Below are 22,465 nucleotides of genomic sequence, written 5' to 3'. Positions count from 1 at the left end.
AGGTCATGAGATCACGCGACGTTTTGTGCCGGCAACGGCAAATCGAAACTGACTTCAGGGTTCGGCACGGGTCGCCCGAACAGATATCCCTGGACGAAGTCCACTCCCGCCGCTTGAAGGGCCTCGAATTGCGCAGGGGTCTCGACCCCCTTGGCGACCGTGGCGACACCGAGACCGCGGGCCAATGCGACGGCGGAGGCGACGACCGCGGCGCAATCCCTTCGCGTCGTGCAGTCCTTCACGATCGCGCGGTCGATCTTGAACTTGTCGAATGGGAAGCTCTGGAGGTAGCTCGCAGCGGAATAGCCCACACCGCAATTGTCGAGGACGACGCCGACACCGAGGTTCTTCAGTTGCCGGACCGTCAGCAGGTGGGCCGCAAGATTCCCATCTAGGAGTGCAGCGTCCGGTATTTCGAGTTCGAGGCGCTTGGGCGCCAATCCCGACTCGACCAGCGCGCACAGGACGACGTCGAGCACGTTGCTCCTGTGGAACTGGGCGGCGCTCATGTTGACGGCGACCTTGATGTGCGCCGGCCAGGCAGCCGCGTCCAGGCAGGCCTGTCGCAATATCCATTCACCGAGCGGCACCATCAGTCCGGCCTGCTCGGCGACACCAAGGAACTGCACAGGCGCCAGCACGCCCTTCGACGGGTGATGCCAGCGCACGAAACATTCCAGGCCCGTCATCGTGCGCGTCCTGGCGTCGATCACCGGCTGGTAGTGCAGCTCGAACTCGTTGCGGGCCATCGCTTCCCGCAGTTCGCCTTCCATCGACTTCTGCGTGTCGGCAGCTTGCGTCATTTCGGGCTGGAAGATGCGGAAATCGTTTCGGCCCGCAGATTTCGTCACGTAGAGCGCGACATCCGCCTTCTGCAGCAACGTCTCGGCGTCGGTGCCATGCTCCGGCGCGAAGGCGATGCCGACGCTGGTGCCGACGCTGACGCGATGGCCGCCGAGATCGAAGGGTTGCTCGATCAGGCCGATGATCCTCAGAGCGAGAGCAATCGCGCACTCGCTCTGATCTTTTTCGTTCTCCTGGATGATCGCGAATTCGTCACCGCCGAGCCGCGCCAGCACATCGGTATCCCGCAACGATGAACTCAGCCGCCGCGCCACCTCAACCAGCAACTGGTCGCCCGCGGCGTGGCCGAGCGTATCGTTGACGGCCTTGAACCTGTCGAGATCCAGCATCAGCACGGTGAACGTCGTGCCATGACGCTGCGACCGCTTTGCGGCATCGCCGAGCTTTTCGGAGAACACGGCGCGGTTCGCAAGACCCGTGAGCAGATCGTGTTGCGCCAGATAGGCGATACGCTTCTCGTTTCTCGCTCGATCGGTAATATCCTCGTGGGTCGTCAGCCAGCCGCCATCCGGCATCATGTGCCGCGCAATCGCGACCACCCTGCCGTCGGCGAGTTCCCGGGTCTCGCTCAGCTGCTTCACGTTCTGGCTGAGATAGACGTCCGGCGCGACGTCGGCAAAATACGTGCCTTTTTCGCGGCGATATTCGAGAATCTGCGCCAGCGAAGTACCTGGCCCTATCTGATCGCCGCTCAGATGATAAATTTCGGCATAGCGCGCGTTCGAGACCACGATCCTCTGGTCCGCATCGAACATGCAGAGCCCCTGGGACATGTTGTTGAGCGCAGCATCGAAGCGCGTGTTGATCGCCTCCAGCTCCGCTGCCTTCTGGGCCAGCATCTGCTCGCCGCGCTTTTGCTCGGTGACGTCTTCGTGCGTCGCGACCCAGCCGCCGTCCGGCAGCGGCTTGCGCTGGATCAGGATCTGGCGGTGGTCTTTCAACACGTAATCCTGCTGCCGCAGGGTCGGCATGAGCCGGACATGCTGGTCGACCGTCAGGGAGCTCGTTTCGCCGCGATCCGCATAGTGTTGCAGTATCCGTTGCAGCGGCGTGCCTGGCCGCACCAGCTCGTCCGGCAGATCGTACATCTGCTGGTAGCGGCTGTTGGAGACGACCAGGTTCTTGTCGGCGTCAAACAGGCACAGCCCCTGATTCATGTTGTTGATCGCCACATCGAACCGCGTATTGATGAGCTTCAGCTCGGCGGCATTTTCCGCCAGCAGGGTCTCGTGACGCCGCTGGTCGGTGATGTCCTCATGGGTCGCGACCCAGCCGCCATCGGCCATGGGCGTGCGCAGGATCGAGATGATCCGGCCGTCGGCAAGCGTGAGGATCCGCGGCGCCCGGTGCTTTGCGCCATCGAGGAATTCCGCCACATCGAGTTCGGCTCCCGACGCCTTGTAGCTGCCGACGATGCTGCTGAGCGGCGTTCCAGATTGGACCTGCGACTCCGTGAGATCATACATCACGCGGTAACGGCTGTTGGCGACCAATAGCCTCTCGTCGGCATCAAACATGCTGAGCCCATGCGGCATGTTGCTCAAGGCGGCATTGAACCGGGCACTCGACGCCGCAAGCGCATTGGTTTGCCGCCGCAGCAGGAATGTGCCGATCAGAATGATGATGACGATCGCGGCAGCCAGCGGGCCGAAGGTGTAGAGATGCCGGTACAGCGGCTGCAACACGTGACTGCGGGAGTAAGTCACCGCCAAAACCAGCGGCAGGCCGGACACGGCCTTGTAGCCTGCAATGCGCGCGACGCCGTCGACGGGGCTCGTGAGTTCGTACGAGTCCGCCTCGGAGACCGGCAGATACTTGGTAAACAGGGGGCCGCCGGCGACCGACATGCCCACAGCATCCTTCTGTTCCGGTACGCGCGCAAGGATCCGTCCGCCGCGATGGAACAGAACCACCGAGCCGTCAGGGCCCAGGTCGATCTTGCGATAGATCTTCAGCAGAAAGGATTGATCCAGCGGCGCAGTAACCACGCCGGCAAAGCTCCCATCCGGATTGTTCAACCGGCGTGACGCCGCAGTGAACCATTTGTCGCCACCTGCCGAGCGAAAGGGTGGCGCAACGAACAATCCGGTGCCGGTGCCGGCGCCGTCGCGCTGCGCGATGAAGTGCGGCATATCGGAGATGTTGCTACGCGGCAGCGCGTGATCGTAGGAATGCGCGACGACCGCTCCGGATGCATCGGTCCAGCCGACGGCGACCAGAATCGACGAGCTCTTGACCAACTGACGCAGCGCGAGATTGGCCGCACCAGGATCGGCGTATCTTCCGGACAAGGAGTCCTTGCGGATCGCCTGCGCCTCCAGCAGCACACGATCGATGTCTTCGAACGTCACCGCGGCATGCTCGGCCAGAATGGCCGAGAGATTGAGAGTGTCGGTCTTCGCAGATGCGACTGCTTCTCGATAGCGGATGGCCAGGTCGAAGAGAAACCAGGCGACGACAACGAGCGAAAACAGCAAGCCCAGGATCGTCACGGACGATCCCGGCGATCCGGCCAGCTTTCGCCAAGCTCTCAGCATTGCGGCTCTGTGGTTCGGGCAATCGGTTTTTACCGTCGCTCGGTCGCGCTAAGATTTGGTTGATCTGCCCATCACAATTTAACTCCGTAATCGTACGGAACTGCGACCGCAACGGTGTCCTAGCACTCGGAAAATATTGGGAAAACGCCGCCCGCGGCCTGCAAAACCGAAGCCGGTTTCGCCAGGAGCTTCGCGGCGCGCGAGTGAGCCGCGCGCAGGATCGGCGAGATTGCGGGGAGCAAGTCGGACATCGCCTCCCCGCGTCATTCCCAGGGCTTGCGTCCGTGCAAACCCGGGAAACTCATGAGCATGGATCGAGGTCCGGGGGCGCGAGGTCGTCACGCCCCCGGAACGACGGCGTTGCCGTCAGTTCTTGCTCTTGTCGACCAGCGCGCCCTTCTTGATCCAGGGCATCATGTCGCGGAGTTTCGCGCCGACTTCCTCGATCGGGTGCTGGGCGAGCTTGGCGCGGGTCGCCTTGAACGAGGTCTGGTTGACCTTGTTCTCGAGCATCCAGTCGCGGGCGAACTTGCCGCCCTGGATGTCGGCGAGAACGCGCTTCATCTCGGCTTTGGTCTCGGCGGTGACGATGCGCGGACCGGTGACGTACTCGCCGTACTCGGCGGTGTTGGAGATCGAGTAGTTCATGTTGGCGATGCCGCCTTCATAGATCAGGTCGACGATCAGCTTCACTTCGTGCAGGCACTCGAAATAGGCCATCTCCGGGGCGTAGCCGGCTTCGACCAGGGTCTCGTAGCCGCCCTTGATCAGCTCGACCAGGCCGCCGCAGAGCACGACCTGCTCGCCGAACAGGTCGGTCTCGCACTCTTCCTTGAAGGTGGTCTCGATGATGCCGGCGCGGCCGCCACCGATGGCGGAGGCGTAGGACAGGCCGAGGTCATGGGCGTTGCCCGAGACGTCCTTGGCGATCGCGATCAGGCAGGGCACGCCGCCGCCGCGCTGATACTCCGAGCGCACGGTGTGGCCGGGGCCCTTCGGCGCGATCATCAGCACGTCGAGGTCGGCGCGCGGGTCGAGCAGGTTGAAGTGGACGTTGAGGCCGTGCGCGAAGACGAGGGCGGCGCCCTTCTTCATGTTGTCGTGCAGGTGCTCGCGGTAGATGTCGCCCTGGAGCTCGTCCGGGGTCAGCATCATGACGAGGTCGGCCCATTTGGCGGCTTCGGCGACTTCCATCACCTTGAAGCCGGCGGCTTCCGCCTTCTTGGCCGAGGCCGAGCCCTTGCGCAGCGCAATGGCGACTTCCTTGACGCCGGAATCCTTCAGGTTCAGCGCGTGGGCGTGGCCCTGGCTGCCATAGCCGACGATGACGACCTTCTTGCCCTTGATCAGGTTCAGGTCGGCGTCGCGATCGTAATAAACACGCATAGTCGTTTCCTCATTCAGGGCCAGAATCGGCCAAAGCTCAGTGTCCGAAGGGTGAAATTTGCGGATTTCGGGGGCTGTCTAGAGCATTTTCAGCCCCTAGGGAAACCCGTTTCTGCATGGAAATCCGCGACATCATGCATCCATGAAAACGGGGTAGAGGGAGGCGAGCAGCAGGATTGCCATCACGATGTTGAAGGCCCGGACCAGCCGCTCGGAGGTCAGGACCGGCCGTAGCGCAGTGCCGAACAGGGCCCAGACCACGGTCGAGGCCGTGCCGACGAGCAGGCTGATCAGGGTCTGGATCGCGATGTTGACGGGAAACTGGGCAATCGCCGCATAGGCGGTGATGGTGCCGATCACGATCACCCAGCCCTTGGCGTTGATCCACTGGAACATGGCCGCGCCCCAGAAGGTCATCGGGCCGCGGCCGCTCTCGCCGTCCGGCGTGGTCGGGCCGGACATGGCGATCACGGCAGCAAGATAGATCAGGTAGACCGCACCGGCATATTTCAGGATGGTCTGGAGGATCGGATAGGCCAGGAACACGGTCCCTAGCCCGAGGCCCACCGCGGCGACCATGAAGGCAAAGCCGATGACGATGCCGGCGATGTGGGGGATGGTGCGACGGAAGCCATAGGTCAGGCCCGACGCCAGCAGCATGATGTTGTTCGGCCCGGGGGTGAAGTACATCACCACCATGAAGGCGAGGAAGGCATAGAAGAGCGAGTAAGCCATATTCACCTCACGCGATCTTCGGCAGGACTTGCGGGCGCTTCGCCAGCACCATCACCGCGATACCGCCGATCACGGTCAGCATGCCGGCGAGCCTCAGGGGTCCGAAGCGTTCGCCGAACACGATGCTGGAGGCGGCCGAGCCGACGAACGGCACCAGCAGGGCGAACGGCACCACTTGGGCAGCGGGATAATCACGCAGCAGCCGGCCCCACAGCCAATAGGCGATGCTGGTGGAGATAGCGCCGATCATCAGCAGGCAGACGAGACCGGTCACCGACATGTGGATCAGGGACTGCCAGGTCGGCACCGGCCCGTTGACGACGAGCGAGAGTGCGAACAACGGGACCGCAGTGGCAAGGCAAAGCCAGGCGAACAGGTCGAACATCGGCACGCCGCGCGCGCCACGCAGCAGAATGTTGCCGATGGCGAAGCTGACCGGCGCGATCATCAGCACCGCGAAGGCACCGACGCTGAAATCGTAGCCGACGGTGCCGCAGATCATCAGCAGGCCGGCTGCGGCGATCACGATGCCGAGGGTCTGCATCGGCGTCGGCCGCTCGCCGAAGGCGATCGCGGCAAAGCCGATCGTGAACAGCGCCTGGCTCTGCACGACGACGGAGGTCAAGCCCACCGGCACGCCATGGGCGATGCCATAGGCCTGGCTCAGGAACTGGCCGAGAAACAGCGTGAAGCTGATCGCGATCAGCAGCGACCAGGCGATCTTGGGCTTGCGGATGAACAGGCACGGCACCGCGGCAATGGTGAAGCGCATCGCCGTCATCAGCTCCGGCGAAAACTCGTCGAGCGCGATCCGGCTCGCCACGAAGGCAAGCCCCCAGATGATCGCCACCACGAGGGCGATGAGGATGTCGGCCGGCTTCATTGTTGTTCCCGGTTCTGCCCTGTCGTGCAGCCCTGTTTCTTGTTCTGGTCTAGCCTTGCTCGCCGGCTTTCGGTTTCCGCAGCAGATATGTGCCGTGCATCGGTGCGTGATAGTCGGCCGAGACCAGCGTGAAGCCGACGTCGGTCAGCATCCGCTCCATCACCCAGCCGAAGGTGGAATATTCGTCGCGCATATGCGTCACCACGCCCTCACGGGAGAAATCGTGGTTCTTGATCTGGAAGTCGGCCCACTGCTCGACGTCGCGCTCGACCGCGTCGGGCACCGAGACGTAGACGATGTCGCGCAGATAGAAGCTCGCTCCCGGCTTCAGCGCGCGAAAGATCCGGGACATCGCCACCACTTTCCAGAAATCCGGCAGATGATGCAGCGTGAACTCGCTGACGATCAGATCGTAGGATTCCGGCCGGTAGGCGAAGCTGAGCAGGCCGGCCGATTGCGTGCGCACGGGCGCCTTGCGGTCGCGCGCATAGATCTCGGCGAGCGCCAGCATCGCCGGCGAGATGTCGATGGCGTCGACCTCGGCGCCCATCAGCGCAGCTTCGGTGGCGAGCACGCCGTTGCCGCAGCCGATGTCGGCGATGCGCCAGCCGCGCTGGACACCGAGCATTTTCAGGGCGGCGCGCGCCCGCAGATCGGCATCGTCGTGGCTGTCGTAGATCGACGCCACCGCGGGCTCGATGCCCATCCGGTTCCGCTCGTTATAGTACCAGTCGCGCGCCAGCATGGCTCACATCCCTTCAGGCCCGCGGCCGATCGCGGCAACGCCCGTGCGCGACACCTCGACAAGGCCGAGCGGGCGCATCAGATCGATATATTGATTGATCTTGTCCGTATTGCCTGTGATCTCGAACACAAAGCTCTCGGTGGTGGCGTCGATCACGCGGGCGCGGAACGCATCCGCCAGCCTGAGCGCCTCGACCCGGTGCTCGCCCTGCCCGCGCACCTTCACCATCGCAAGCTCGCGCTCGATCGAGCGCTTGGTCTGGGTCATGTCGACGACGCGGTAGACCGGGATCATGCGGTCGAGCTGGTGCTTGATCTGCTCGATCACCATCGGCGTTCCGGTGGTGACGATGGTGATGCGCGACAGGTGCTTCTGCGCCTCGGTCTCCGAGACCGTGAGGCTCTCGATGTTGTAGCCGCGCCCGGAGAACAGGCCGATGACGCGCGCGAGCACGCCGGGCTCGTTCTGCACGAGCACCGAAAGCGTATGTGTCTCGTTGGGATCGTGGCGATCCTCGATGAAATAGGCGGATGCGGGCTGGTTCATTGTCGTCCCCTCTATTCTTTCTTGTCATGCCCCGCGAAGGCGGGGCATCCAGTCATCACCGGCATAGTGGGTCTCACATCTGCCGCGGCGTACTGGATCGTCCGGTCAAGCCGGACGATGACGGTGGTGCAATTGGCGAGCGCTCGCGCAATCATGCGACCACCCATCGCTTGAACAGATCGAAATCGATATTGCCGCCGGACAGCACGAGACCGACGCGCTTGCCCGACAGTTTTGTCTTTTCCTGAAGCGCCGCAGCGAGCGCGGCGGCACCGGCGCCTTCGGCGAGATTGTGCGTGTCGGTCCAGTAGGCGCGGATCGCCGCGGCGACCTCGTCGTCGGTCACCTGTACGATCCGCGAGGCGCCCTTGCGGATCAGCGCCAGCGCATCGGCGTCGGGAATGCGCGTCGCCATGCCGTCGGCAAGCGTGTTGCTGGTCTCGGTGGTCACGATCTTGCCGGCCGCGAACGACAGCGCATAGGACGGCGCTTCGGTCGACTGCACGCCGACGATCTCGGTCTTCAGGCCCAGGAGGTCGCGTGCCATGATGCAGCCGGAGATTCCAGAGCCCTGCCCGATCGGCACGTAGAGAACATCGAGATCTGGCGCCGTCCGGAACAGTTCGAGCGCATAGGTGGCGACGCCGAGCACGAGATCCGGATGGAACGACGGCACCATGTGCAGGCCGGTAAATTGGGCGCGCCGTTGGGCCTCTTCCGCGGCCGCCTGAAAGTCCTCGCCATGCTCGACCAGCTCGGCGCCAAAGGCCTTCATCGCGCGGTTCTTCTCGACCGAGTTGCCGCGGGGCACGTAGATCACGGCAGGCACGCCGTGACGGCTCGCCGCGAACGCGAGGCTCTGGCCGTGATTGCCGCGCGTCGCCGAGATGATGCCCGGCGTCTTCGGCCGCTCGCGCTTGAGCCGATCGAGATAGACGAGGCCGCCGCGCACCTTGAAGGCCCCGATCGGCGTGTGGTTTTCGTGCTTGACGACAACCCCGGTGCCGAGGCGTTCAGCGAGCAGCGGCCAGGCATGCGCCGGCGTGGCCGGCACCGCCTGCCCCACGATCTCGTGTGCGCGCTCGAGCTCCTTCAGGTCGAACATGACGTCACACCAGCGCCTTGCCGCCTGCGAACGCCTTGGCCGTCGCCTCGTCGTTCGCCTGCTCCGGCAACAGCATCTCGTTGTGCGCCTTGCCGGAGGGGATCATCGGGAAGCAGTTTTCGAGCGCCGCGACGCGGCAGTCGAACAGCACCGGACGCTTGACCGAGATCATCTCCTGGATGGCGCCGTCGAGATCGGAAGGCTTGTGCACCTGGATGCCGACGCCGCCATAGGCTTCCGCGAGCTTGACGAAATCCGGCAACGCCTCCGAGTAGGAATGCGACAGGCGGTTGCCGTGCAGCAGTTGCTGCCACTGCCGCACCATGCCCATGTACTGGTTGTTGAGGATGAAGATCTTGATCGGCAATTCGTACTGGACTGCCGTCGACATCTCCTGGATCGTCATCTGCACCGAGGCATCGCCTGCGATGTCGATGACGAGGCTGTCCGGGTGCGCCACCTGCACGCCGACCGCGGCGGGCAGGCCGTAGCCCATGGTGCCGAGCCCGCCTGATGTCATCCAGCGATGCGGCTCCTCGAAGCCGTAGAACTGCGCCGCCCACATCTGGTGCTGGCCGACCTCGGTCGTGATGTAGGTATCCTTGCCGCGCGTCGCCTCGAACAGGCTCTGGATCGCGTGCTGCGGCAGGATGACGTCGTTGCTCTTCCTGTAATAGAGCGAGTTGCGGGCGCGCCACTGCGCGATCTGCTGCCACCACGCCTTGGTGTCGGGCTTCTTCGCCTCCGCCTTGTACACCTGGAGGATGTCGCCGAGGATGTTGCCGCAATCGCCGATGATCGGCACGTCGACACGGATGTTCTTGTTGATCGAGGACGGATCGATGTCGATGTGGATCTTCTTCGAGCCCGGCGAGAACGCGTCGACGCGGCCGGTGATGCGGTCGTCGAAGCGCGCGCCGACGCACAGCATGACGTCGCAATCATGCATCGTCATGTTGGCCTCATAGGTGCCGTGCATGCCGAGCATGCCGAGCCAGTTTTTGCCCGACGCCGGGTACGCGCCGAGGCCCATCAGTGTGGAGGTGATCGGAAAACCGGTGACCTCGACCAGCTCGCGCAGCAGCTTGGTGGCTTCAGGACCGGAATTGATCACGCCGCCGCCGCTGTAGATCACGGGACGCTTGGCGTTCGCGAGCAGCGAGACGGCCTTGCGGATCTGCGTCGCATCACCCTTCACGCGCGGCGCGTAGGAGCGGTGCACGTCGGACTTGCGCGGCGGGTGATAGGTGCCGGTCGCGAACTGCACGTCCTTGGGCACGTCGACCAGCACCGGGCCCGGACGGCCCGTGGTCGCAACGTAGAACGCCTCGTGCAGGACCTTTGCGAGATCATTGACGTCGCGCACCAGCCAGTTGTGCTTGGTGCAGGGACGCGTGATGCCGACCGTGTCGCATTCCTGGAACGCGTCGTTGCCGATCAGATGCGTCGGCACCTGGCCGGAGATGCAGACCAGCGGGATCGAGTCCATCAGCGCGTCGGTCAGCGGCGTCACCATATTGGTGGCGCCGGGACCGGAGGTCACCAGCGCAACGCCCGGCTTGCCGGTCGAGCGCGCATAGCCCTCGGCGGCGTGGCCCGCGCCCTGCTCGTGCCGGACCAGGATGTGCTGGACCTCGCTCTGCTGGAAGATCTCGTCATAGATCGGAAGCACCGCGCCGCCGGGATAGCCGAAAATGTCGGTCACGCCGTGATCGATGAGCGCGCGGACGATCATCGCGGCGCCCGTCATCTGGTTCGGATCGTGGCTCTTGTCGGTCATTGGCTTGCTCCGGATGCGCTGTTGCCAGCGGCTTCGTTCGTGTCGGGTTCAGGAAATAAAAAAGGCCCCGAAGAGGGCCCATGCACACCGCCTGTCATGTGGATGGCAGCTAGCCATCCCCGGCGGTGTGCCTGGATACGACGGCGATAAGGAGTTTGGTAATAATGTTACGCATGGCAGGCGCCCGGCTTCCCAAAGGTTGCGCGAAACATAGCGGCCAAAGCCTGGATGTCAAGGCGATGCGGCCGTTCCCGCGCGATTTTGGCAGTGTAGCGGCGTTCCCGGGGTTCGGCGAGAGGTAAATTCGGGAACCCGGCACAAAAGCACGTCAGTCAGGGTCCTGCGCCGCGTTCACGATCGCCGCCAGCCAGCCCCTCGCCTCCTCCAGCTTCACCCATTCGAACTCCGGCAATTGGTGCCGGAACCAGGTGAACTGGCGCTTGGCGTAATGGCGGGTATCGGCACGGCCGATCGTGGCCGCCTCGTCCAGGCTGAGCTCACCGCGCAAATGCCGGATCAGGGCCGGCACGCCGTGGGCCTTCATCGCCGGCAGCAGCGGATCGAGCTTTCGGGCGGCGAGGCGCTCGATCTCCCTCAAGGCGCCGGCGCCGAGCATGGCGTCGAAGCGGGCATCGATGCGGGCATAGAGCTCGTCACGCCCGGGAGCGAGGAACACCGCGTGAAAACTGTCCCTGGGCAACAGCGGCGGCTGACCCTCCTGGTGCCAGTCGAGCAGCGAGCGCCCGGTCGCCTCGACCACTTCGAGCGCGCGCGCGATGCGGGTGCGGTCGCGCAAGTTCAATCGCCCGGCCGCACGCGGATCGCGGGCCGCGAGTTCCGCATGCAGCGCCTCGACGCCGCTCCGCTCCAGCCGCGCGCGCACGCCTTCGCGCACCTCGGCAGGGATCGGCGGCACCACGGAGAGGCCCGCGGTCAGCGCCTTGAAATAGAGCCCGGTGCCGCCGATGAAGATCGGCAGGCGGCCTTCGGCTCTCGCCCCTTCGAGCGCCGTCGCCGCATCGTTCACCCAGGCGCCGGCCGAGAAATTCACGGCGGCATCGACATGGCCATAGAGACGATGAGGCACGAGCGCCTCGTCCGCCCGTGTGGGGCGCGCCGTGATGATGCGCAGGTCGCGGTAGACCTGCATGGAATCGGCATTGATGACGACGCCGCCGGTGGCGAGCGCCAGCTCGAGCGCCAGCGCCGACTTGCCGCTGGCGGTCGGGCCTGCGATAAGCACGGCCTTGCCAACATGGCTTCCGCTGACTTGCCTCTCGCTCACGAAAACCTCAAATGTCCCTCGTCGCCACGCTGATCTGCAATCCCGATAGTCCCGCGCTCGACAGCACCATCGTCGACGGCGCCCGCGCCGTGCTGCCTCAGGCGGCGCCTGCGCACTGGCTGTTCGACGGGGTTGCGGTCGACATTCCCTTCGGCGCCGACAGTAACCTCGAAGGCGACCGCCACGCCATCGAACAGCGGTTGCGCGAGCTTCGCGGCGACCTGCCGATCGACATCGTCGTGCAGCCTGCCGGCGCCCGGCGCAAGAAGCTTTTTCTCGCCGACATGGATTCCACCATGATCGGCCAGGAATGCATCGACGAGCTCGCCGATCTCGTCGGGATGAAGGCCCATGTCGCCGCCATCACCGAACGCGCGATGCGCGGCGAGATCGAGTTCGAGCCGGCGCTGCGCGAGCGCGTCGCGCTCTTGAAGGACCTTCCCGCCGGTGTCGTCGACGAGGTGCTGGCCAAGCGCATCACGCTGACCCCGGGCGGCCGCGCACTGGTCGCGACCATGCGGGCGCACGGCGCCTATACCTGCCTCGTCTCCGGCGGCTTCACGCTGTTCACGAGCGCGGTCGCCGCCCGGATCGGCTTCCAGGAGAACCGCGCCAACGAACTGATCGTGCGCGACGGCAAGTTCACCGGCGAGGTCAAGGAGCCGATTTTGGGCCGCGCGGCCAAGCTCGCCACGCTGGTGGATCTGATGGAATCGTTCGATCTCGACGACATCGACTCGGTCGTGGTCGGCGACGGTGCCAATGATCTGGCGATGATCCAGGCGGCGGGACTGGGCGTGGCCTATCACGCCAAGCCGGCCGTGGCGGCCGCCGCGGCGGCGCGGATCGACCACGGCGATCTCACCGCCCTGCTGTATGCGCAGGGGTATCGGCGCGAGGAGTTTGTGGAGGCGTAGCCTCCCCTCCGCCGTCATCACCCGCGAAGGCGGGTGATCCAGTATTCCAGAGACAGCGACGTATACGGAGAAGCCGCGGCGTACTGGATGCCCCGCTTTCGCGGGGCATGACAGTTGAGTGCGCGGTCGAGAACGTGCTCTTACTGCACGCTCAGCGCAACAAACCGCAGCTCGCCGTCGGCGTTGGAGACCAGCAGCAGCACCGACTTCTTGCCGTCCTTCTTGAGCTGGTCGACCCGCTTCTGGATGTCGGCGCCGCTGGAGACGGCCTCCTGCGCCACCTCGACGATGACGTCGCCGGCGGACAGGCGCTTCTCGGCAGCGTCCGAATTGGCCTCGACATTGGTGACGACCACGCCCTTGACGCTGTCCTTGATCTTGTAGCGCGTGCGCAAGTCCTTGCTCAGCGCGGCGAGATCGAGGCCGAGCGCCTTCTGCGTCACCAGCTTCTCGGGCGCGGGCTCGTCGGTCTTCACCGCGGCCTGCACCTTGTCGGGATCCTGGAGGCGTCCGAGCGTGACCTTCTTGGTCTCCTCCTGGCCCTTGCGGATGATGATGACGTCGACCTCCTTGCCGACCGCCGTGTCGGCGACGACACGGGAGAGATCCTTCGGATCCTTGACGTCCTTGCCGTCGAACTTGACGACGACGTCGCCGGGCTCGATGCCGGCGGGCTTGGCCGGCCCCTTGTCGTCGACGCCTGCAACCAGCGCACCGCGCGGCGGCTTGATGTTGAGGCTCTCAGCGATCTCGTCGGTGACGCTCTGGATGCGCACCCCCAGCCAGCCGCGGCGCAGCTCGCCGAACTGGCGGAGCTGGTCGACGACGCCCACGACCGTCTTCGACGGCACGGCGAAGCCGATGCCGATCGAGCCGCCGGAGGGCGAGATGATCAGCGTGTTGACGCCGATGACGTCGCCATCGAGATTGAACAGCGGACCACCGGAATTACCGCGGTTGATGGCCGCGTCGGTCTGGATGTAGCTGTCATAGGGACCCGAGGAGATGTCGCGGTTCTTGGCCGAGACGATGCCGGCCGTCACCGTGCCCCCCAAGCTGAACGGGTTGCCGATCGCGACCACCCAGTCGCCGAGGCGCAGCTTGTCGGAGTCGCCGAACTTCACCGCGACCAGCGGCTTCGTCGGCTTGAACTTCAACACGGCGAGGTCGGTCTTCTTGTCGACGCCGACCAGCTCGGCCTTGATCTTGGTACCGTCGTTGAGGATGACGTTGATCTCGTCGGCGTCCGCAATGACGTGGTTGTTGGTGACGACGACACCCGACGTGTCGATGATGAAGCCGGAGCCGAGCGAGTTGGTCTTGCGGGGCGGGCTGTTGTCGCCGCCCTTGCCGCCGGGGCCACCGGGGCCGCGGCGGTTCTTGAAGAAGTCGTCGAAGAACTCCTCGAAGGGCGAGCCGGGTGGCAGTTGCGGCATGGTGTTGCTGCCGCCGCCCTTGGCTTCGACGGTCTGCGAGGTCGAGATATTGACGACCGCGTCGATCACCTTCTCGGCGACGTCGGCGATGCCCTCCGGCCCGCGCGCATGAGCCGGCGTGCCGAAAGCGCCGAAAGCACTGACGGCGAGCGCGGCCAGCCCAATTCTCACGCCAAGTCGCGCACGATGGCGCAAGCGGGACGGGGCAATGATGGCAGCGGTCATAGTGATCTCCAGAGAAAGGGATTCGGCGTCAAGACTGCGCTCGAACGGGGGCACGGCGCAAGCGCGGAGCTTCACGGGCCTCAAGACCCGCATAATACGGCGAAAACCGGTCCCTCGCCTTCACTTTGGCGTTGGCGCGAGGTCTAAATCGGACGCCGCATCACCCAGATCAGGATCAGGCCGGCCACGGCCGAACCGATCCCGACCACCCGCAGGACATTGTCCGGCGTGGCCATGGCGCTCTTCATGGCCTTGCGCATCCAGTTCGGACTAGCCGCGAACATCAAGCCTTCCAGCACGAACAGAATGCCCAAGCCGATGAGGAAGTCGGCGAACGCAATGGACCTCATCGGATTGGAACCTCCCGTTATGCTGTTCTTCTGGACAAAGGGCGGCCAGATCTGCCGCCCTCGTCCGGCTTACGGCTTTGCCGGCGTCGCGGTCGCCGCCTTGCCGGACGGGTTACCAAAGAACCGGAAGAAATCCGAGTCCGGCCGCAGCAGGAAGCGGGTGTCGTTCGCGCGCAACCCGTTCTCGTAGGCCGTCATCGACCGGTAGAAGGCGAAGAAGTCGGCATCCTTGCCGTAGGCTTCCGCGAACAGGCGGTTGCGCTCGGCATCGCCGACGCCGCGGGTCTGCTCGGCCAGCGACCTGGCTTCCGCCTCGATCACGGTCGCCTCGCGATCGGCCTTGGAGCGGATCTCCTGTGCCTTCTGGCCGCCCTGCGCCCGGAACTCGGCGGCTTCCCGCTCGCGTTCCGTCTTCATGCGCTGGTAGACCGCCTGGCTGTTCTGCTCCGGCAGGTCGGCGCGCCGGATCCGGACGTCGACGACCTGGATACCGTAACCGTCGGCCTCGCGATCGAGCTGGTCGCGGATACGCAGCATCAGCTTCTCGCGGTCGTCGCGCACCACGTTGATGAAGGTGACCTCGCCGAGCACGCGGCGCAGCGCCGCATTCAGGAGCGTGGTGAGCTGGATGTTGGCGGCCTGGATCGAACCGACGCTCTGATAGAAGCGCAACGCATCTTTGATGCGGTAGCGCGCGAAGGCGTCGACCACGAGCCGCTTCTGGTCGGATGCGATCGCTTCCTGCGACGGGTTCTCCAGATCGAGGATCCGCTTGTCGATGTTGATCACCGAATTCCACGGCGCCTTGAAGTGCAGGCCGGGAGCGGTGACGACGTCGACGGGCTTGCCGAACTGAAGCACGATGGTCTGCTCGGTCTGCTGCACCGTGAACAGCGACATGTAGCCGACGATCACGACGAGCAGGAACCCGAGGAGGGTGACGATACCTGTGACCGGAGACCTCATCGGCTGCCTCCGCCCGACTGCTGACCGGCGGCGGGAGGCCGCTTCGTCGTCAATTCACCCAGCGGCAGATAGGGCACGACGCCCTGGCCCGAGGGGCCGCCGTCATAGACGAGCTTGTCCGCGCCGCCGAGCACGCGCTCCATCGTCTCCAGGTAGATCCGTTCACGCGTCACTTCGGGCGCCTTCTTGTATTCCTCGTAAACCTTCAGGAAGCGCGAGCTCTGGCCCTTGGCCTCGGCAACCGCCTGCTCCTTGTAGCCTTCGGCGGCCTGCATGATCTGCGCCGCACGTCCGCGCGCCTGCGGCACCACCTGGTTGGCGTAGGTCTGTGCTTCGTTCTGCAGCTGCTCGAGATTGGCGCGTGCCGCCTGCACGTCGCGGAAGGCGTCGATCACCTGCGCCGGCGGATCGACCTTCTGCATCTGCACCTGGCTGATCTGAATGCCGGCGCCGTAGCTGTCCAGAGTCCTCTGGATCAGTTCCTGGACGCCCTGTTCGGTGACGTTGCGCGCACCGGTGAGGATCGGCTGGATCTGCGAGCGGCCGATCACCTCGCGCATCGCGCTCTCGGCGACCGCCTTCACGGTGCCCTCGGGGTTCTGGATGTTGAAGAGAAAGTCGCCGACGCCGGCGGTGTCGGGCTTGATGCGCCACAGCACGGTGAAGTCGACGTCGACGATGTTCTCGTCACCGGTGAGCATCAGGCTCTCTTCCGGCACGTCGCGAATGGAGCGGCCGCGCCGCGCCGGATCGTCGATCAGCGTCATGCCGATGGAGATGGTCGAGACGCGCAGCGCCTTGGGCAGCAGCACTGTCTCGATCGGATAGGGCAGATGATAATTCAGGCCCGGATCCACGGTGCGGACATGCTTGCCGAAGCGCAGCACGACGCCGCGTTCTTCGGACTGCACGCGGAAGAAGCCCGACAGCAGCCAGAACGCGATGATGATCAGGATGATCAGCGTGATGCCGACGCCGGAGAAATAGCCACCCGGCATGATCTGCTGGAGGCGGTCCTGGCCGCGCCGCAGAAGGTCTTCCAGATCCGGCGGCCTCGGCCCGACCGGTTGCGGGCCTGAGCCCCATGGTCCCTTAGGACCCGAGCCCCATGGGCCACCGCCCTGATTCTTCCACGGCATTCGACGCTCTCCTCGGCAGGGTAAAATTGCCCCCGCCCGCTTTGTCCGGTCCGGCTTTATAGGGGACAGGCAGGTCCCTTACAACGCAGCCCGGGCTGCCTTTGCAGCTAAGCCCGGGGGCAGAAAAGTCAATGTTAACATTGGCGAATGCGGTTAATGGCGCGGCCGCCGACGATATGTCACATAGGAGAAATCGGCGCTGTCGTCCGGTCCGGCAGGATGACGGATGCGCGCCGTCTCCTCCCATTCTGCCGTGTCGATGCCGAAATGCGTGTCGCCTTCGGGGCGCGCATGCACTTCGGTGATTTCGAGGCGATCGGCACGATCCAGCCATTGCCGAAAGATCTCGGCGCCGCCGATCACCGCGATCTCGGTGACCGAACGCCGCAGGGCATCGCCGCGCGCAATCGCCTCCGCATCCACGGCCGATGTCGTGACGACGGCACCGGCGGCGCGATAGGCCGCATCGCGCGTGATCACGATGTTGGTGCGGCCCGGAAGCGGCCGGCGCAGGGATTCGAAGGTCTTGCGGCCCATGATCACGGGCTTGCCGATCGTCAGAGCCTTGAAGCGCGCCATGTCGGACTTCTGCCGCCACGGAATCGCGTTACCTGCGCCGATGACGCCATTCTCGGCGATCGCCACGACGAAGACGATTTCCATCAGGTCTCGCTCCCCGCAAGCCGCGTCAGCGCAGGGCCGGTGACGCGGCACAGCGTCCAGTCGTCCATCATGACGGCGCCGAGCGACTTGTAGAACGCGATCGACGGCGCGTTCCAGTCGAGCACCGCCCATTGCAGGCGCGACCAGCCGTTCTCGACGCACTCCTTCGCGAGATAGACCAGCAGGGCCTTGCCGAGGCCTTTGCCCCGATGCGACGGCCGCACATACAGATCTTCGAGATAGATGCCGTGACGGCCGCTGAAGGTGGAGAAGTTGGCGAACCACACCGCAAAGCCGACCGCCTCGCCGTTCCATTCGGCGATCGCGCAATAGAGCTGCGGTCTCTCGCCGAACAGCGCGTCCGCGATGTCAGCCTCGGTCGCCTCGACCTCGTGCGAGAGCTTCTCGTATTCGGCGAGCTCGCGGATGAAGGCAAGAACCAGCCCGGCTTCACCAGGACGCACGCGGCGGATATTGAGCGACATCTGCGCTAGACCGCGACTTCCGCCTTGATGTGTGGATGCGGATCGTAACCGACGAGCTCGAAATCCTCAAAGCGGAAGGAGAAGATGTCCTTCACATCGGGGTTGATCCGCATCACCGGCAGCGCCCGCGGCGCGCGCGTGAGCTGGAGCTTCGCCTGCTCCAGATGGTTGGAATAGAGATGGGTGTCGCCGAACGAATGCACGAAGTCGCCGGGCTTCAGGCCGGTGACCTGCGCCACCATCATGGTCAGCAGCGCATAGGAGGCGATGTTGAAGGGCACGCCCAGGAACACGTCGGCCGAGCGCTGATAGAGCTGGCACGACAGCTTGCCGTTGGCGACATAGAACTGGAACAGGCAATGGCACGGCGGCAGCGCCATCTTGTCGACCTCGGCCGGATTCCAGGCCGAGACGATCAGGCGCCGTGAATCGGGATTGCGCTTGATCATGTCGACGACGTTGGCGATCTGGTCGATGCTGCGTCCGTCCGGCGCGGGCCACGAGCGCCACTGATGACCGTAGACCGGGCCGAGATCGCCATTGGCATCGGCCCACTCGTCCCAGATGGTGACGCCGTTGTCGCGCAGATATTTGATGTTGGTGTCGCCCTTCAGGAACCACAACAGCTCGTGCACGATCGCCTTCAGCGGCAGCCGCTTGGTGGTCAGCATCGGGAAGCCGGCCGACAGATTGAAGCGCATCTGATGGCCAAACACCGAGAGCGTGCCGGTGCCGGTCCGGTCGGTCTTCTCGGCGCCGTCTGAAAGAATCCGCTCGAGCAGGTCCTGATACTGGTGCATGTGCCATAGAGCCTTTGGGGAGGCGGCGAACTTAGCGGCCACCCCCGCGCTGCGACAGCGGCGATTCGCTGCCTCCACCGATTATACCCGGAAAAAGTGAGCGTTTCCGGTGCAAACGGCAAGGGGCGGAACTCGCGTCCCGCCCCTCCTCTATCGGCTTGATTGTGCTGGTTAACTGGCCGGCTTGAGCACAGGGGTCCACTTTGCGATCTCGTTCTTGACGAGGGTCGCCAGCGCCTGCGGCGTCCGGTCCGCCGGACCGGGGATGACGCTGCCGAGCTCGAGCAGCCGCTTGCGCACGGTCCCGTCGTCGAGCGCCTTGACGGCGGCGGCGTTCAGGCTCGCCACGATCGCCGGCGAAGTTCCCTTCGGGGCGAATATCGCGTTCCAGGCCTGGGCCTGGAACGCAGGCAGGCCGGCTTCCGTCGTCGTCGGTACGTTCGGCAGCGACGGATTGCGCTCGGCCGTTGCGATCGCATAGGCCTTGATGGTGCCGGCGTTGATCTGCGGCACGGCGTTGACGATCTGGTCGCACATGTAGTCGACCTGCCCCGCCACCAGGGCGTTCATCGCGGGGCCGGTGCCGTTGAAGGGCACGCCGACCGGCTTGATGTCGAGGATGGAGTGCAGGAGCTCGCAGGACACGTGCGAGACCGAGCCGACGCCGGCATGCGCCGCGTTCACCTTCTCGGCATTGGCCTTCACGTAGGTGACGAACTCCTTCAGGTCCTTCGGCGGAAAGTCCTTGCGCGCAAGGATCAGGATCGGCGTCCCCGCGAGCAGCGCGATCGGCTCGAAGTCTCTCTCCGGATGATAGGCGAGCTTCGGATAGAGCGGCACGGATGCGGCATGGGTGCCCATATGTCCCGTGATCAGCGTATAGCCGTCATTGGCCGCGCGCGCGGCCCGCGCGGTCGCGGTGGTGCCGCCGGCGCCGACCACGTTCTCGATGATGATGCTCTGCCCGAGCGTCTGCGCCATGTGCGCGGTGACGATGCGCGCGACGACGTCGGTCGGGCCGCCGGCCGCAAACGGCACGATCATGGTGATGCCGCGCGTCGGATAGGTCTGCGCCTGAGACGGCGCGACAACAGCGCACAGCGATGCGGCCGCCGCGGCACATGCGCCCGCGAGCACGCGGATAAAGGTCATGTCGATCCCCTTGTCGGTCCCTTGTCGATCTCTTGTCGGATCCCTTGGGACACAAACAAAAATGCCGGCCACGAGGGCCGGCATTTTCATGTCACGAAGACATCACACAAGTCGATTCGACTTCCGAATGCGGCGCGCGGACGCAGGGCGCCGCGACGACGCAGGCGTGATCAGTTCTCGGATTCGGTGAACACCTCGTCGCGCTTGGCGCGCAGCGCGGGCAGCACCGTGAGGATCAACAGGCTCGCCGCGACCGCCAGCAGCACTGCCGACAGCGGACGCGTCAGGAACACGCTCCAGTCGCCGCGCGAGATCAGCAGTGCGCGGCGCAGGTTCTCTTCCATCAGCGGTCCGAGCACCATGCCGAGCAGCAGCGGCGCCGGCTCGAAATCGTGCTTGATCAGCCAGTAGCCGACGAGACCGAACACGCCGGCGAGGATGACGTCGACCGGTGCGTTGTTCACCGAGTAGATGCCGATCGCGCAGAAGATCACGATCGAGGGGAACATCAGCCGGTAAGGCACGCGCAGCAGGCGGACCCAGATTCCGACCAGCGGCAGGTTGATGATGATCAGCATCAGATTGCCGATCCACATCGAGGCGATCATGCCCCAGACGAGGTCCGGCTGCTTCTGCATCACCTGCGGACCCGGCACGATGCCATGGATGGTCATCGCACCCACCATCAGCGCCATCACCGCATTCGGCGGGATGCCGAGGGTGAGCAGCGGGATGAAGGAGGTCTGCGCCGCCGCGTTGTTGGCGCTCTCCGGCGCCGCCACGCCCTCGATCGCGCCACGGCCGAACCGCGACGGGTTCTTGGCGATCTTCTTCTCGAGCGTATAGGCCGCAAAGGACGCGATCACGGCGCCGCCGCCCGGCAGGATGCCGAGGATCGAGCCGAGCACGGTGCCGCGCAGGATCGCGGGTGCGGAGTCGCGCAGATCCTTCCTGGTCGGCATCAGGCCGGTGATCTTCTGCTGCACGAGGTCGCGGTTCATCTCGGCGCCGGCATCGAGGTTGCGGATGATCTCGGCAAAGCCGAACACGCCCATCGCCACCGTCGCAAAGCCGAGACCGTCGGCGAGCTCCGGAATGTTGAAGGCCATGCGCGAGGCGCCGGTCTCGATGTCCGAGCCGACCATCGACATGAGCAGGCCGAGCACGATCATCGCGATCGCCTTCAGCACCGAGCCCTTGGCCAGCACGACCGCGAAGATCAGGCCGAGCACCATCAGCGAGAAATACTCGGCCGGGCCGAAGGCCAGCGCGAGCTTGGTCAGCGGCGCGCCGAGCACGGCGATGAGCACGGTCGCGACGCAGCCGGCGAAGAACGAGCCGATCGCGGCGATCGCCAGCGCCGGGCCGGCACGGCCCTGCTTGGCCATCTGGTGACCGTCGATGGCGGTGACGACCGATGTCGCCTCGCCGGGTATGTTGACCAGGATCGACGTGGTCGAGCCGCCATATTGCGCGCCGTAATAGATGCCGGCGAGCATGATCAGTGCGCCGACCGGCGGCAGTCCGAAGGTGATCGGCAGCAGCATCGCGACCGTGGCGATGGTACCGATACCCGGGAGGACGCCGACCAGCGTGCCGACGAGGGCGCCGATCAGGCACATCAGGAGGTTGATCGGAGAAAGCGCGACGGCGAAGCCGTGGGCGAGGTTGGCAAAAATATCCATCACGCCCTCACTGGATCAGGAAACGCGGAAACATCGGCATCGGTAGCCCGAGCACGTAGGGGAACAGCAGCGCGCAGCCGAGCGTCAAGCAGGCGCCGACGATGGCGGCCTCGAGCCAGCGCGTCTCATGCGAGCCCATCGCCGCGATCATGAAGCTGACGAAGGCCGAGACCACGAGGCCGAGCGGCCGGATCGCGAGGGCGAAAAACACGATCGAGGCCATCACGAACAGCGGCCCGCGCCAGGAATAATGGGCCATCGCCGGCCCATCGGTCAGAAGGCCGGTCAAGGCGATGCCGGCGGACAAGGCGACAAGCAGTCCGCCGAACATGCGCGGCGCGGTGCCCGCACCGAAGGAGAAGCCGCGCATGCCCTGCAAATCGCTCGAGGCCCACAGCGCGAACAGCGCGAGCGCCATCAGAATGACGCCGCCGACATAATCCTGGGCCGACCGGATCGTCATGAACAGCGTGAGGATCGCCACCACAAAGATCGGATAGGAATAGATCAGCGCCAGCAGCACGTCGGATGACGCCTTCTTGGTCTCACCGCCGACCGATCCGATCAGTGCCGCGGGAGCGCCCGCGACCAGCGCGGTGGCGTGGCTGATCAGGACGGTGGCCGGGCCGCGTCCCGCGCCCCAGCCAAAAATCGTCCCGATCGACCAGATGAATTCGAAGATCTGCGGCGCAATGGCCAGCAGACAAAAGCCGAGCGCCACCGAGGTGTTTCGGGTGGCTGTCGCTGAGTGGCCCATCGTATCGGCCATGCATGTCTCCTC

The 22,465-nt window shown here is 64.9% G+C and carries 20 protein-coding genes; 1 reads left to right on the top strand and 19 read right to left on the bottom strand.

Annotated features, from left to right (window positions below; genetic code table 11):
- Positions 1 to 11 precede the first annotated feature (11 nt).
- The 9 genes from BM118_RS11935 to miaA all read right to left on the bottom strand — a co-directional run bounded on the left by BM118_RS11935 (position 12) and on the right by miaA (position 11,866).
- Complete coding sequence (locus BM118_RS11935; protein WP_244550129.1) at positions 12 to 3,356, bottom strand: bifunctional diguanylate cyclase/phosphodiesterase; 3,345 nt, start codon at positions 3,354 to 3,356, stop codon at positions 12 to 14.
- 411 nt (positions 3,357 to 3,767) lie between these two features.
- Positions 3,768 to 4,787, bottom strand: coding sequence for a ketol-acid reductoisomerase (ilvC, locus tag BM118_RS11930; RefSeq protein WP_027544763.1), 1,020 nt, complete (start codon positions 4,785 to 4,787; stop codon positions 3,768 to 3,770).
- 132 nt (positions 4,788 to 4,919) lie between these two features.
- Positions 4,920 to 5,522, bottom strand: coding sequence for a LysE family translocator (locus BM118_RS11925; protein ID WP_177234221.1), 603 nt, complete (start codon positions 5,520 to 5,522; stop codon positions 4,920 to 4,922).
- Between the two features lie 7 nt (positions 5,523 to 5,529).
- A complete protein-coding gene (locus BM118_RS11920; RefSeq protein WP_092185412.1) occupies positions 5,530 to 6,405 on the bottom strand; it encodes an EamA family transporter in 876 nt (291 codons plus the stop codon).
- Positions 6,406 to 6,454: 49 nt separating this feature from the next.
- Entirely contained in the window at positions 6,455 to 7,150 is a 696-nt protein-coding gene (locus tag BM118_RS11915; RefSeq protein WP_092185410.1) for a class I SAM-dependent methyltransferase, read from the bottom strand.
- 3 nt (positions 7,151 to 7,153) lie between these two features.
- On the bottom strand, positions 7,154 to 7,696 hold the full coding sequence (ilvN, locus tag BM118_RS11910) for an acetolactate synthase small subunit (protein ID WP_011089241.1): 543 nt from the start codon (positions 7,694 to 7,696) through the stop codon (positions 7,154 to 7,156).
- Positions 7,697 to 7,847: 151 nt separating this feature from the next.
- Positions 7,848 to 8,801, bottom strand: coding sequence for a threonine dehydratase (locus tag BM118_RS11905; RefSeq protein ID WP_092185408.1), 954 nt, complete (start codon positions 8,799 to 8,801; stop codon positions 7,848 to 7,850).
- Positions 8,802 to 8,805: 4 nt separating this feature from the next.
- On the bottom strand, positions 8,806 to 10,581 hold the full coding sequence (locus tag BM118_RS11900; protein ID WP_092185406.1) for an acetolactate synthase 3 large subunit: 1,776 nt from the start codon (positions 10,579 to 10,581) through the stop codon (positions 8,806 to 8,808).
- Positions 10,582 to 10,909: 328 nt separating this feature from the next.
- Positions 10,910 to 11,866 carry a tRNA (adenosine(37)-N6)-dimethylallyltransferase MiaA gene (gene miaA / locus BM118_RS11895; protein WP_092185404.1) on the bottom strand — a complete coding sequence of 319 codons (957 nt, stop codon included), beginning with the start codon at positions 11,864 to 11,866 and terminating at the stop codon, positions 10,910 to 10,912.
- 11 nt (positions 11,867 to 11,877) lie between these two features.
- Between miaA and serB the strand changes: the two genes are divergently transcribed.
- Positions 11,878 to 12,783, top strand: a complete 906-nt coding sequence (gene serB / locus BM118_RS11890; RefSeq protein ID WP_092185402.1) for a phosphoserine phosphatase SerB — start codon at positions 11,878 to 11,880, stop codon at positions 12,781 to 12,783.
- A gap of 140 nt (positions 12,784 to 12,923) precedes the next feature.
- Here serB and BM118_RS11885 read toward each other — a convergent pair whose 3' ends face one another.
- The 10 genes from BM118_RS11885 to BM118_RS11840 all read right to left on the bottom strand — a co-directional run bounded on the left by BM118_RS11885 (position 12,924) and on the right by BM118_RS11840 (position 22,453).
- Complete coding sequence (locus tag BM118_RS11885; protein WP_092185400.1) at positions 12,924 to 14,444, bottom strand: Do family serine endopeptidase; 1,521 nt, start codon at positions 14,442 to 14,444, stop codon at positions 12,924 to 12,926.
- 143 nt (positions 14,445 to 14,587) lie between these two features.
- Positions 14,588 to 14,794, bottom strand: a complete 207-nt coding sequence (locus tag BM118_RS11880; RefSeq protein ID WP_092185398.1) for a DUF2065 domain-containing protein — start codon at positions 14,792 to 14,794, stop codon at positions 14,588 to 14,590.
- Between the two features lie 69 nt (positions 14,795 to 14,863).
- Positions 14,864 to 15,760, bottom strand: a complete 897-nt coding sequence (hflC, locus tag BM118_RS11875) for a protease modulator HflC (RefSeq protein ID WP_092185396.1) — start codon at positions 15,758 to 15,760, stop codon at positions 14,864 to 14,866.
- Positions 15,757 to 16,899 (bottom strand): FtsH protease activity modulator HflK, encoded by a 1,143-nt coding sequence (gene hflK, locus BM118_RS11870; protein ID WP_092185394.1) that lies wholly within the window; start codon positions 16,897 to 16,899, stop codon positions 15,757 to 15,759. The genes hflC and hflK overlap by 4 nt, the downstream gene beginning before the upstream one ends.
- 153 nt (positions 16,900 to 17,052) lie before the next feature.
- The gene (locus BM118_RS11865) at positions 17,053 to 17,562 is read right to left on the bottom strand and encodes a dihydrofolate reductase (protein WP_092185392.1); all 510 of its coding nucleotides are present in this window, start codon (positions 17,560 to 17,562) and stop codon (positions 17,053 to 17,055) included.
- Entirely contained in the window at positions 17,562 to 18,047 is a 486-nt protein-coding gene (locus BM118_RS11860) for a GNAT family N-acetyltransferase (protein WP_092185390.1), read from the bottom strand. The genes BM118_RS11865 and BM118_RS11860 overlap by 1 nt, the downstream gene beginning before the upstream one ends.
- 5 nt (positions 18,048 to 18,052) lie before the next feature.
- Complete coding sequence (locus BM118_RS11855; protein ID WP_011089252.1) at positions 18,053 to 18,847, bottom strand: thymidylate synthase; 795 nt, start codon at positions 18,845 to 18,847, stop codon at positions 18,053 to 18,055.
- 171 nt (positions 18,848 to 19,018) lie between these two features.
- Positions 19,019 to 19,999 carry a tripartite tricarboxylate transporter substrate binding protein BugD gene (locus BM118_RS11850; RefSeq protein WP_092185387.1) on the bottom strand — a complete coding sequence of 327 codons (981 nt, stop codon included), beginning with the start codon at positions 19,997 to 19,999 and terminating at the stop codon, positions 19,019 to 19,021.
- Positions 20,000 to 20,169: 170 nt separating this feature from the next.
- Entirely contained in the window at positions 20,170 to 21,684 is a 1,515-nt protein-coding gene (locus BM118_RS11845; protein WP_244550128.1) for a tripartite tricarboxylate transporter permease, read from the bottom strand.
- Positions 21,685 to 21,691: 7 nt separating this feature from the next.
- Positions 21,692 to 22,453 carry a tripartite tricarboxylate transporter TctB family protein gene (locus tag BM118_RS11840; protein ID WP_092185383.1) on the bottom strand — a complete coding sequence of 254 codons (762 nt, stop codon included), beginning with the start codon at positions 22,451 to 22,453 and terminating at the stop codon, positions 21,692 to 21,694.
- Positions 22,454 to 22,465: the final 12 nt, after the last annotated feature.

It is taken from the genome of Bradyrhizobium sp. cf659, from assembly GCF_900113725.1.
Classification (GTDB): domain Bacteria; phylum Pseudomonadota; class Alphaproteobacteria; order Rhizobiales; family Xanthobacteraceae; genus Bradyrhizobium.
The sequence above is the reverse complement of the archived record's forward strand: the minus strand, read 5'-3'. Positions and strand labels throughout refer to the sequence as shown.

Bases quoted from the DNA above. Each gene is read 5' to 3' on its own strand.
- ilvC (WP_027544763.1), bottom strand. From the start codon at position 4,787: ATGCGTGTTTATTACGATCGCGACGCCGACCTGAACCTGATCAAGGGC.
- BM118_RS11925 (WP_177234221.1), bottom strand. From the start codon at position 5,522: ATGGCTTACTCGCTCTTCTATGCCTTCCTCGCCTTCATGGTGGTGATG.
- BM118_RS11920 (WP_092185412.1), bottom strand. From the start codon at position 6,405: ATGAAGCCGGCCGACATCCTCATCGCCCTCGTGGTGGCGATCATCTGG.
- BM118_RS11915 (WP_092185410.1), bottom strand. From the start codon at position 7,150: ATGCTGGCGCGCGACTGGTACTATAACGAGCGGAACCGGATGGGCATC.
- ilvN (WP_011089241.1), bottom strand. From the start codon at position 7,696: ATGAACCAGCCCGCATCCGCCTATTTCATCGAGGATCGCCACGATCCC.
- BM118_RS11905 (WP_092185408.1), bottom strand. From the start codon at position 8,801: ATGTTCGACCTGAAGGAGCTCGAGCGCGCACACGAGATCGTGGGGCAG.
- BM118_RS11900 (WP_092185406.1), bottom strand. From the start codon at position 10,581: ATGACCGACAAGAGCCACGATCCGAACCAGATGACGGGCGCCGCGATG.
- serB (WP_092185402.1), top strand. From the start codon at position 11,878: ATGTCCCTCGTCGCCACGCTGATCTGCAATCCCGATAGTCCCGCGCTC.
- BM118_RS11885 (WP_092185400.1), bottom strand. From the start codon at position 14,444: ATGACCGCTGCCATCATTGCCCCGTCCCGCTTGCGCCATCGTGCGCGA.
- BM118_RS11880 (WP_092185398.1), bottom strand. From the start codon at position 14,794: ATGAGGTCCATTGCGTTCGCCGACTTCCTCATCGGCTTGGGCATTCTG.
- hflC (WP_092185396.1), bottom strand. From the start codon at position 15,760: ATGAGGTCTCCGGTCACAGGTATCGTCACCCTCCTCGGGTTCCTGCTC.
- hflK (WP_092185394.1), bottom strand. From the start codon at position 16,899: ATGCCGTGGAAGAATCAGGGCGGTGGCCCATGGGGCTCGGGTCCTAAG.
- BM118_RS11865 (WP_092185392.1), bottom strand. From the start codon at position 17,562: ATGGAAATCGTCTTCGTCGTGGCGATCGCCGAGAATGGCGTCATCGGC.
- BM118_RS11860 (WP_092185390.1), bottom strand. From the start codon at position 18,047: ATGTCGCTCAATATCCGCCGCGTGCGTCCTGGTGAAGCCGGGCTGGTT.
- BM118_RS11855 (WP_011089252.1), bottom strand. From the start codon at position 18,847: ATGCACCAGTATCAGGACCTGCTCGAGCGGATTCTTTCAGACGGCGCC.
- BM118_RS11850 (WP_092185387.1), bottom strand. From the start codon at position 19,999: ATGACCTTTATCCGCGTGCTCGCGGGCGCATGTGCCGCGGCGGCCGCA.
- BM118_RS11845 (WP_244550128.1), bottom strand. From the start codon at position 21,684: ATGGATATTTTTGCCAACCTCGCCCACGGCTTCGCCGTCGCGCTTTCT.
- BM118_RS11840 (WP_092185383.1), bottom strand. From the start codon at position 22,453: ATGGCCGATACGATGGGCCACTCAGCGACAGCCACCCGAAACACCTCG.